Annotated in this window: 7 protein-coding genes, 1 rRNA gene and 3 pseudogenes; 4 read left to right on the forward strand and 7 right to left on the reverse strand. The window is 69.4% G+C overall.

Going from position 1 to position 9,541, the window contains the following annotated elements; translation table 11 throughout:
* Positions 1 to 409, reverse strand: a 23S ribosomal RNA gene (locus AD428_RS17355); the annotation flags it as partial.
* A 144-nt stretch (positions 410 to 553) separates the two neighbouring features.
* On the opposite strand from AD428_RS17355, the pseudogene AD428_RS17360 reads away from it, so the two are divergent.
* From AD428_RS17360 to AD428_RS17375, 4 genes and pseudogenes are all read left to right on the forward strand, one after another.
* Positions 554 to 1,656, forward strand: a pseudogene (locus AD428_RS17360) (ATP-binding protein); the annotation flags it as partial.
* Positions 1,657 to 1,755: 99 nt separating this feature from the next.
* Positions 1,756 to 2,828 (forward strand): annotated as a pseudogene (gene ruvB, locus AD428_RS17365) (Holliday junction branch migration DNA helicase RuvB).
* A gap of 72 nt (positions 2,829 to 2,900) precedes the next feature.
* Complete coding sequence (locus AD428_RS17370; RefSeq protein WP_053246008.1) at positions 2,901 to 3,869, forward strand: threo-3-hydroxy-L-aspartate ammonia-lyase; 969 nt, start codon at positions 2,901 to 2,903, stop codon at positions 3,867 to 3,869.
* Positions 3,870 to 3,975: 106 nt separating this feature from the next.
* Positions 3,976 to 4,905, forward strand: coding sequence for a complex I NDUFA9 subunit family protein (locus AD428_RS17375; protein ID WP_053246009.1), 930 nt, complete (start codon positions 3,976 to 3,978; stop codon positions 4,903 to 4,905).
* A gap of 51 nt (positions 4,906 to 4,956) precedes the next feature.
* Here AD428_RS17375 and ruvA read toward each other — a convergent pair whose 3' ends face one another.
* From ruvA to AD428_RS17405, 6 genes and pseudogenes are all read right to left on the reverse strand, one after another.
* Positions 4,957 to 5,529, reverse strand: a complete 573-nt coding sequence (gene ruvA / locus AD428_RS17380) for a Holliday junction branch migration protein RuvA (protein ID WP_053244884.1) — start codon at positions 5,527 to 5,529, stop codon at positions 4,957 to 4,959.
* A gap of 89 nt (positions 5,530 to 5,618) precedes the next feature.
* Entirely contained in the window at positions 5,619 to 6,167 is a 549-nt protein-coding gene (gene ruvC / locus AD428_RS17385; RefSeq protein WP_053246010.1) for a crossover junction endodeoxyribonuclease RuvC, read from the reverse strand.
* Positions 6,167 to 7,756, reverse strand: a complete 1,590-nt coding sequence (gene purH / locus AD428_RS17390) for a bifunctional phosphoribosylaminoimidazolecarboxamide formyltransferase/IMP cyclohydrolase (protein ID WP_053246011.1) — start codon at positions 7,754 to 7,756, stop codon at positions 6,167 to 6,169. Before purH ends, ruvC begins: the two co-directional genes overlap by 1 nt.
* An 84-nt stretch (positions 7,757 to 7,840) precedes the next feature.
* Positions 7,841 to 8,080 (reverse strand): helix-turn-helix domain-containing protein, encoded by a 240-nt coding sequence (locus AD428_RS17395; protein WP_006217670.1) that lies wholly within the window; start codon positions 8,078 to 8,080, stop codon positions 7,841 to 7,843.
* Between the two features lie 27 nt (positions 8,081 to 8,107).
* Entirely contained in the window at positions 8,108 to 9,214 is a 1,107-nt protein-coding gene (dusB, locus tag AD428_RS17400; protein WP_082308472.1) for a tRNA dihydrouridine synthase DusB, read from the reverse strand.
* Between the two features lie 118 nt (positions 9,215 to 9,332).
* Positions 9,333 to 9,541: pseudogene (locus AD428_RS17405) on the reverse strand (monooxygenase); the annotation flags it as partial.

The following is a 9,541-nucleotide window of genomic DNA, read 5'->3' on the forward strand; positions in this document are numbered from 1 at the left end:
CCCCCATCTTCAAACAGGATTTCACGTGTCCCGCCCTACTTCTCTTACGCTTAGTTCCACATGCGCGATTTCGCCTACAGGGCTATCACCTGCTACGGCCGGGCTTTCCATCCCGTTCGACTATCGCACACGCTAAATCGTAAAGGCTCTTCCGATTTCGCTCGCCACTACTTTCGGAATCTCGGTTGATTTCTTTTCCTCGAGCTACTGAGATGTTTCAGTTCACCCGGTTCGCCTCCGCTGGCCTATGTATTCAGCCAGGGATACTGCTTGCGCAGTGGGTTTCCCCATTCGGACATCTGCGGATCAATGCTTGTTTGCCAGCTCCCCGCAGCTTTTCGCAGGCTACCACGTCCTTCTTCGCCTGTGATCGCCAAGGCATCCACCATATGCACTTAGTCGCTTGATCCTATAACGCTGTAGGCTATAGGACGCTGAGTATAGCGTTTGTGCCGTTCATAAGTTTCAAAGCAGCCCAGGGATCTCTCCCCAGTCTTGAGACTTGGAACAATATATGCAATCACAACCCGTACGCGCAGGCCGGCGCGACCGCGACGACGCCGAGCGGGCCATGCGCCGCCACCGGTACGAGAACGAGCCCGACGACATCCGGCGCGACCTGCGCGACCTGGTCCGCCAGCTCAACGAGCGCCTGAACGACGGCACCCGCGTGGCGCTCTCGCACGGTCCCACGCCGGAGATCTTCATTTCGCTGGCGCCCAATTCCGCCAGCGAGGACGTTCCGCGCCTGCGCGAATGGCTCGTGATCCCGCTCGAGCGCCTGGACCCGCCCGTGGCCATGCCGTTTGTCGCCGCCTGGCTGGGCGGGCTGGGCCTGCTGCTGCTGCTGGCGGTGGGCTTCTCGTGGCATATCACCCGCCCGCTCACGCGCCTGGCCGATGCCGCCGACCGCCTGGCGGCGGGCAGCCCCAGCGCGTGGAGCCATCCGGCCCGCACGAGACGCGGGCGCTGGGCGAGCGCTTCAACGCCATGCTCGACGCGCTGGCCGAATCCGATTCGGTGCGCCGCACCCTGCTCTCCGGCCTGCCCCACGATCTGAAGGGGCCGCTGTCGCGCATGTGGCTGCGGGTCGAGCTGGCCGACGACTCCGACCTCAAGGAAGGGCTGCGCACCGATCTGCGCGACATGCAGCACATGGTGGACCAGTTCATCGGTTTCGTGCGCGGCACGGACCCGGCCGCCTATCGCTATGCGCCCATGGCGCTGGGCGACTGGCTGGCCGAGCGCGTGGGCGCCTGGCAGGGCGCGGGCACCGACGTGCGGTTGCACATGGACGAAGAGCCGGGGCTCACGGTGCAGGCCGACGCGGTCGCGCTCGGGAGGCTGCTCGACAATCTCATCGGCAACGCGCTCAACCATGCCCGGCCGCCGGTCGAGATCCACCTGCGCCGCGAAGGCCGCGAGGCCGTGCTGGACGTGGCCGACCACGGGGAGGGCATCGCGCCCGAGCGCCGGCTCGAAGCCCTGCGCCCGTTCAGCCGGCTCGACGATGCCCGCACCCGCACCGGCAGCGTGGGCCTGGGCCTGGCGCTGGCCGAAGCCATCGCGCGCGCGCACGGCGGGTCGCTGGAGCTGCGCCAGGCCGAGTCCGGCGGGCTGTGCGTGCGCGTCCGCCTGCCGCTGGCCGAAAACTAGGGCCTGTACGCCCCGCCGGCCGCGCCCGTCCGGCGGGGCGCGCCGCGGCCCGCATTACGGTACGATGCTTGCTGCATTCATCATCGCCGTTCCCGCAACATGGCCATACAGTCCGATTCCCTCTCTACCCGCGCCGACACTGCCCGCATCGTGACGCCGCAACCGGTGTCGTCCAACGAGGAGTCCATCGAACGCGCCCTGCGCCCGAAGGCGCTGCAGGAGTACGTCGGCCAGCAGCGCGCGCGCGAGCAGCTTGAGATCTTCATCGCCGCCGCCCGCCAGCGCGGCGAGGCCCTGGACCACGTCCTGCTCTTCGGCCCGCCCGGGCTGGGCAAGACCACGCTGGCCCACATCATCGCGCACGAAATGGGGGTGCAGCTGCGCCAGACGTCCGGCCCGGTGCTGGAGCGCCCGGGCGACCTGGCCGCGCTGCTCACCAATCTCGAGAAGAACGACGTGCTGTTCATCGACGAGATTCACCGGCTGTCGCCGGTGGTCGAGGAAATTCTGTATCCGGCGCTGGAGGATTTCCAGATCGACATCCTCATCGGCGAAGGCCCGGCCGCGCGCAGCGTCAAGCTGGACCTGCAGCCCTTCACGCTGGTGGGCGCCACCACGCGCGCCGGCATGCTGACCAATCCGCTGCGCGACCGTTTCGGCATCGTCTCGCGCCTGGAGTTCTACGACGCTGCCGACCTGGGCCGCATCGTGACGCGCAGCGCGGGCCTGCTCAACGCCGCCATCACGCCCGAGGGCGCGGCCGAGGTCGCGCGCGCGCGCGCGGCACGCCGCGCATCGCCAACCGCCTGCTGCGCCGCGTGCGCGACTACGCGGAGGTCAAGGCGGGCGGCCTCATCGACGCCGATGTGGCGGGCCGGGCGCTTTCCATGCTGGAGGTGGACCCGCAGGGCCTGGACCTGATGGACCGCAAGCTGCTGGAAGCCATCGTCCACAAGTTCGACGGCGGGCCGGTGGGCGTGGACAGCCTGGCCGCCGCCATCGGCGAAGAGCGCGACACCATCGAGGACGTCATCGAGCCCTACCTGATCCAGCACGGCTACCTGCAGCGCACGCCGCGCGGCCGCACCGCCACGCTGACCACCTGGCGCCACCTGGGCCTCACGCCGCCCGCCGGCGCGGCCAGCGCGAGCGGCGACCTGTTCGGCAAGTAGGCCGTCCGCGCCGGCGCCAGGCGGGTTTATCATCGCAGGGTTTCCGTACCCGCGATTCAAGGACCGATCTCCATGCAGCAGCCCGAACTGCCTTCCTATGACGACGTCGTGCGCGCCAGCGAGCGCCTGGCCGGCAACGCGCATCGCACGCCGGTGCTCACCTCCGCCACGGCGAACGCCGTCGCCGGAGCGCAGGTCTTCTTCAAGTGCGAAAACTTCCAGCGCATGGGCGCCTTCAAGTTCCGCGGCGGCTACAACGCCATCGCGCGCCTGACGCCCGGTCAGCGCGCCGCCGGCGTGCTGACGTTCTCGTCCGGCAACCACGCGCAGGCCATCGCGCTGGCTTCGCGGCTGCAGGGCGTGCAGGCCACCATCATCATGCCCCTGGACGCGCCCGCGGCCAAGCGCGCCGCCACCGAAGGCTATGGCGGCAAGATCGTCACCTATGACCGCTACACGGAAGACCGCGAAGACATCGCGCGCCGCATCCAGGCCGAAACCGGCGCCACGCTGATCCCGCCCTACGACCACGCCGACGTGATCGCCGGCCAGGGCACGGCCGCCAAGGAGCTGTTCGAGGAAGTCGGCGAACTGGACTACCTGTTCGTCTGTCTGGGCGGCGGCGGCCTGCTGTCGGGTTCGGCGCTCTCGGCCTACGCCCTCAGCCCGCGCTGCCTGGTGTACGGCGTGGAGCCCGAGGCCGGCAACGACGGCCAGCAATCGCTGCGCAAAGGCGAAATCGTCCGAATCCAGGCGCCCAAGACCCTGGCCGACGGCGCCGCCACCACGCATCTCGGGCATCTCACCTTCCCGCTCATCCAGAAGTACGTGCGCGACATCGTCACGGTCAAGGACGAGCAGCTCGTCTCCACCATGAAGTTCTTCGCCGAGCGCATGAAGATGGTGGTGGAGCCCACCGGCTGCCTGGCCGCGTCGGCCGTGCTGCAGAACGTGGTGCCGGTGCGCGGTGCGCGGGTCGGCGTCATCATCAGCGGCGGCAACGTCGACCTGGCGTCCTACGCCCGCCTGCTGGCTTCCTAGACGCATACCAGGCGCGAGCGGCGCGCCGGCGCCGTCCGCGCTTGCGGTTGTCGTCCACGCAGGGCAGAATCGGGCTTGAATCCCGACGCACGAGAGGGGCTGCTACATGCGTATTCTTGTCATCGGCGGCACCGGCTTCATCGGCCGTCATCTGGTGGCGCGCCTGAGCGCCGGCCAGCATCAGGTTCTGGTTCCCTCCCGCCTCTACGCGCGGGGGCGCGACCTGCAACTCTTGCCCACCGTCACGGTGCTGGAGGCCGATGTCCAGGACGACGCCACGCTCGACCGCCTGGCCGAGGGCTGTGATGCGGTGGTCAATCTGGCGGGCATTCTGCATGGAAACAGCGGCCGGCCCTACGGATCCGACTTCGCCCGCGTGCATGTGCACCTGCCGCAGCGCCTGGCGGCAGCCTGCCGGCGTCAGGGCGTGCGGCGCATGTTGCACATGAGCGCGCTGGGCGCGGATTCCGGCGGTCCCAGCATGTACCAGCGTTCCAAGGGCGACGGCGAAGCCGCCGTCAAGCAGGAATTCGCCGACTGGAACCCGCAAGGCTGGACCATCTTCCGCCCCTCCGTGGTCTTCGGCCCCGACGACAAGTTCACCAACCGCTTCGCCCGCCTGGCCCGCTGCCTGCCGGCGCTGCCCTTGGCGGGCGCCGGCGCGCGCATGCAGCCGGTCTACGTGGGCGACGTGGTCAAGGCCATGGAAACCGCGTTGACCGATTCCCACGCGGGCGGCAAGACATACGAACTCGGCGGTCCGCAGGTCTACACGCTGGGCGAGATCGCGCGGCTGTGCGCGGCCTGGGGCGGCCATCCGCGCCCGGTGCTGCCGGTGCCCATGGGCCTGGGGCGCCTGCAGGCGCGGCTGTTCGAGTGCATGCCGGGAGAGCCGCTGATGTCGCGCGACAATCTCGACTCGCTGCGCACCGACAACGTCTGCGCCGGGCCCATCGCGCCGGAGCTGCGCGTGGTGCCCACCGGGCTGGAGGCGGTGGCGCCCGGCTACCTGCGCGGCGGCACGCCGCTGCGCTGAAACGCGCGGCCCTCGCCGGTCGCCCTCGCCGGTCGCCCTGGCCGGTCGCCCTCAGCGCACCAGGGCCTTGAGGGCGAGCTTGATGCCTTCCGACACGCCCACGCCTTCGGGCAGGTTCTTCAGGGCGGCGAGCGATTCCTTTTCCGAATAGCCCAGCGCCAGCAGCGCGTTCAGGATGTCCGACTGGCTGTCGGGCGCGGCATGGGGCGCGGCGCCGATGTCGGCGCCCAGCTTGCCGCGCATTTCCAGCAGCAGCCGTTCCGCGGTTTTCTTGCCGATGCCCGGCACGCGGGTCAGGCGGCCCGATTCCTGCTGCGTCACGGCCTGCGCCAGTTCGGCCACCGAGAGCCCCGACAGCACCGCGAGCGCGGTGCGCGCGCCGATGCCGCTGACCTTGATGAGCTCGCGGAACGCCCCGCGCTCGGCCGCGGTGCCGAAGCCATACAGGATGTGGGCGTCTTCGCGCACGGCGAGGTGGGTATAGAGCGTCACGCGCGCGCCCGTCTCGGGCAGCGCGTAGAGCGTGCTCATGGGCACGTCGATGTCATATCCCACGCCGTTGACGTCCACGCAGACGGTGGGCGGCAGTTTCTCGATCAGGGTTCCGGTAATGCGTCCGATCATGGCGGGTCCAGGCAGGGGAGGGGCCGCGGGCGCGGCGATGCCGCGATTCTATACAAAGCCGGGCGCCGGGGTTCCAGGGCGTGTTCGCCCTAGCCCACCAGGCGGCCGTTGCGCAGCCGCGTCCTGCCCGCCGCGCCCAGGCTGGCGCCCAGGCGTTCGAGCTTGCCCTGCAAGGGGCCCACGTGCGCGTGGCAGATGGCGCAGGCCAGCGCGTCGGCCGAGTCGGGCGCGGGCGCGCCGTCCAGCGACAGCAGGTGCTGCACCATCATCTGCACCTGTTCCTTGGCCGCGCGGCCCGTTCCCACCACGGCTTTCTTGATCTGCAGGGCGGTGTACTCGTGCACGTCCAGCGCGCTGTCGGCCAGCGCGCACAGGGCCGCGCCGCGGGCCTGGCCCAGCAGCAGGGTGGAAGCGGGGTTGGTGTTGAGAAAGACGATTTCGAGCGCGGCCACGTCGGGCCGCGTGTCGCGCGCCACCTGGCGCAGGTTGTCCAGGATGACCTTGAGCCGCTCCGGCAGCGGCAGCGCGGGCGGGACCACGATGGTCCCGCTGGCCACGTAGCGCAGCCGCATGCCGTCGGCATCGATCACGCCGAAGCCGGTGCGGCGCAGGCCGGGATCGATGCCGAGGACGCGCATCAGTGGCGGAAGTGGCGGGCGCCGGTCAGCACCATGGCGATGCCGTGCTCGTCGGCGGCGGCGATGACTTCGTCGTCGCGCACGCTGCCGCCGGGCTGGATCACGCAGCTCGCGCCGGCCGCCACCACCACGTCCAGGCCGTCGCGGAACGGGAAGAAAGCGTCCGAGGCCACGGCCGAGCCCTGCAGGGTCAGGCCGGCGTTCTCCGCCTTGATGGAGGCGATGCGGGCGGAGTCGATGCGGCTCATCTGGCCCGCGCCCACGCCCAGCGTCATGCCGCCGCCCGTGAACACGATGGCGTTGGACTTGACGTACTTGGCCACCTTCCAGGCGAACATGAGATCGTTCATTTCCTGCTCGGTGGGCTGGCGCCGGGTCACCACCTTCAGCGCATCGCGCGGCACGTTGTAGGCGTCCGGGCTCTGCACCAGCCAGCCGCCGCCCACGCGCTTGACGTCGAACGCGTTCTGGCCCGTGCCCATGGGCACTTCCAGCACGCGCACGTTCTTCTTGGCGGCCAGGATGGCCAGCGCCGCGCCGTCATAGGCCGGCGCGAGCAGCACTTCCAGGAACTGCGCGCTGACGGCTTCCGCCGTGGCGGCGTCCACGGGGCGGTTGAACGCGATAATGCCGCCGAAGGCCGAGGTGGGATCGGTCTTGAAGGCTTTCTGGTAGGCATCCAGCGTGTTCTCGCCCACGGCCACGCCGCAGGGGTTGGCGTGCTTGACGATCACGCAGGTCGGCGCCTCGAAGCTGCGCGCGCATTCCCAGGCCGCGTCGGCGTCGGCGATGTTGTTGTACGAAAGTTCCTTGCCCTGGAGCTGGCGGTAGTTGCCCAGCAGGCCGGCGTGACGCTCTCCGTCCACGTAGAAGGCGGCGGTCTGGTGCGGGTTTTCGCCATAGCGCAGCGCCTGCTGCTGCCTGACCTGGATGGTCAGCGTGCCCGGCCAGTCGTTGCGGGCGGGCGCGGCGTCCTGGGCGGGCTCGGGCTCGGCCAGGCTGCTCAGGTAGGCGGCGATGGCGCCGTCGTAGGCGGCGGTATGCGCGTACACCTTGGCCGCCAGCGCCAGGCGCAGGCCGTAGGAAGTCTTGCCGCCGTTGTCCATCTCGGCCAGCACGCGCGAGTAGTCGGCCGGGTCGATCACGACGGTCACGCCGCCGGCCTCGGTGCCGTGGTTCTTGGCGGCGGCGCGCAGCATGGCGGGGCCGCCGATGTCGATGTTCTCGACCGCGTCGGCAAACGTGCAGCCGGGCTTGGCGACGGTTTCGCGGAACGGGTACAGGTTGACCACCAGCATGTCGATGCGGTCGATGCCCGCCTGCTTGATGGTTTCCATGTGCTCAGCGCTGTCGCGGCGGGCCAGCAGGCCGCCATGGATCTTGGGGTGCAGCGTCTTGACGCGGCCGTCGAGGATTTCCGGCGAGCCGGTGTGGGCGGCCACTTCCGTCACGGCGAGGCCGGCGTCGGCCAGCAGGCGGGCGGTGCCTCCCGTGGAAAGCAGGCGCACGCCGCGCGCGGCCAGGGCGCGGGCGAATTCAACGATGCCGGTCTTGTCGGACACCGAGATCAGGGCGGTTTCGATTTTCATGATGGGGACGGAAGGAGGCGCGCGGGCCTTTCTCGTTCAGGTCGGATGGGAAATCGGAGGACGGCCGGAGCCGCCCGCGGAAAGCTATACCTGGATGTTGTGCGCCAGCAGCTTCTTGCGCAGCGTGTTGCGGGTGATGCCCAGCATTTCGGACGCCCGCGACTGGTTGCCGCCGGAGCGTTCCAGGGCCACTTCGAGCACCGGGCGCTCCACGCAGCGCATCACCATGTCCCACATGTCGTGGGGCTCGGATTCGCCCAAGTCTTCGAAATAGCGCTCCAGGCTGGCGCGCACGCATTCTTCCAGGACATCTTTCTTGCTCATGGGAGTACAGATATTTTTATGTTGGTGTTAGGCGGTTATGCCGCCAGCAGGGCGTTTGCGGCGGGCGCCGGATGAGTGCCGCCGCGCGTGATGCCGGACTGCCCGGCGCGCCCGCAGGGCGTCCGGGCCGTCCGCAGGGGGCCGGCCGGAGCCGGCCTCCTCTTGCAGGAGATCGAACCAGTCGGCCACGGCCCGCCACTGGTCGCGGGTGTTGTCGATCCGGTTCATGCGGGCGAGGAACGCGTCCGCGCCCGGCAGGCTTTCCAGGTACCAGCCTATGTGCTTGCGCGCCGTGCGCACGCCGGTGTGCTCGCCATAGAAGCGGTAGTGGTCGTCGAGATGTTCGAGCAGCAGCTCGCGCATTTCCGCATGGGTGGGCGGCGCCAGCGTCCGCCCGGTGCGCAGGTAGTGGTCGATCTCGCGGAAAATCCAGGGACGGCCTTGCGCGGCCCGGCCGATCATGACCGCATCGGCAGAAGTGTAATCCAGGACGCGCCGGGCTTTCTCGGGGGAATCGATGTCGCCGTTGGCGATCACGGGAATCCCGATCTCGGCCTTGACGGCGCGTATGGTGTCGTACTCGGCCTTGCCCGCGTACAGGTCGGCCCGGGTGCGGCCGTGCAGCGTCAGGGCGGCGATGCCGGCGTTCTCGGCCAGCCGGGCCACCCGCAACGCATTGCGGTTTTCGCGGTCCCAGCCGGTGCGGGTCTTGAGCGTGACCGGCACTCCCAGGGGGGCGCAGGCTTCGACCACCGCCTCCAGGATGCGCGCGATCAGGTCTTCGTGGCGCAGCAGCGCGGAGCCGGAGGCCACGTTGCACACCTTCTTGACCGGGCAGCCCATATTGATGTCGATGATCTTCGCGCCTTTGTGCGCATTGAACACGGCGGCTTCCGCCATCATCGCGGGGTCCGCTCCCGCGATCTGCACCGAAACGGGGGCGATCTCGCCGTCGTGGTTGAGGCGGCGCGAGGTTTTGACGCTGTCCCAGAGCCTGGGATTGCTCGCCGCCATTTCGGACACGGCGTAACCCGCCCCCAGTTTCTTGCAAAGCTGGCGGAAAGGACGGTCCGTCACGCCCGCCATGGGCGCGACCAGAACGTTGTTGGGGAGAGTCCACGGGCCGATGCGCATGCTCACATTTTAACCGCCTCGATCCAACCCTCTTTTTTACCGTGCCGGCGGCCTGGTAACAGCCGCGGCCGCCGGAGGGCGGCGGCCACCGCAAAGGGGGCCGTATCGGAAAGGGCCGTCAGGCGCGGAACCCTTGCAGCAGGTGGCGCGCGAGCGGCGCGCGCAGCCCGGCAGACAGATCCAGCGCCAGCAGCGCCAGCCCGCAGGCATGCTCCACCGGCGCCAGCCGGGTGGCGAAGACGCGCGGCATCAGGTCGGTGATGCCGGCGGTCAGGTAGCGGTCGAACTGGCGCGCGCCGGCGAATTCGTCCAGCGCAGGCGCGGGGC

It is taken from the genome of Achromobacter sp. DMS1 (assembly GCF_001270295.1).

What these genes read in the sequence shown, in the direction of transcription:
- ruvC (WP_053246010.1), bottom strand. Translation starts at nt 6,167, where the DNA reads ATGCGCGTCCTCGGCATCGATCCCGGCCTGCGCCGCACCGGCTTCGGC.
- AD428_RS17395 (WP_006217670.1), bottom strand. Translation starts at nt 8,080, where the DNA reads ATGAGCAAGAAAGATGTCCTGGAAGAATGCGTGCGCGCCAGCCTGGAG.
- dusB (WP_082308472.1), bottom strand. Translation starts at nt 9,214, where the DNA reads ATGCGCATCGGCCCGTGGACTCTCCCCAACAACGTTCTGGTCGCGCCC.
- purH (WP_053246011.1), bottom strand. Translation starts at nt 7,756, where the DNA reads ATGAAAATCGAAACCGCCCTGATCTCGGTGTCCGACAAGACCGGCATC.
- AD428_RS17370 (WP_053246008.1), top strand. Translation starts at nt 2,901, where the DNA reads ATGCAGCAGCCCGAACTGCCTTCCTATGACGACGTCGTGCGCGCCAGC.
- ruvA (WP_053244884.1), bottom strand. Translation starts at nt 5,529, where the DNA reads ATGATCGGACGCATTACCGGAACCCTGATCGAGAAACTGCCGCCCACC.
- AD428_RS17375 (WP_053246009.1), top strand. Translation starts at nt 3,976, where the DNA reads ATGCGTATTCTTGTCATCGGCGGCACCGGCTTCATCGGCCGTCATCTG.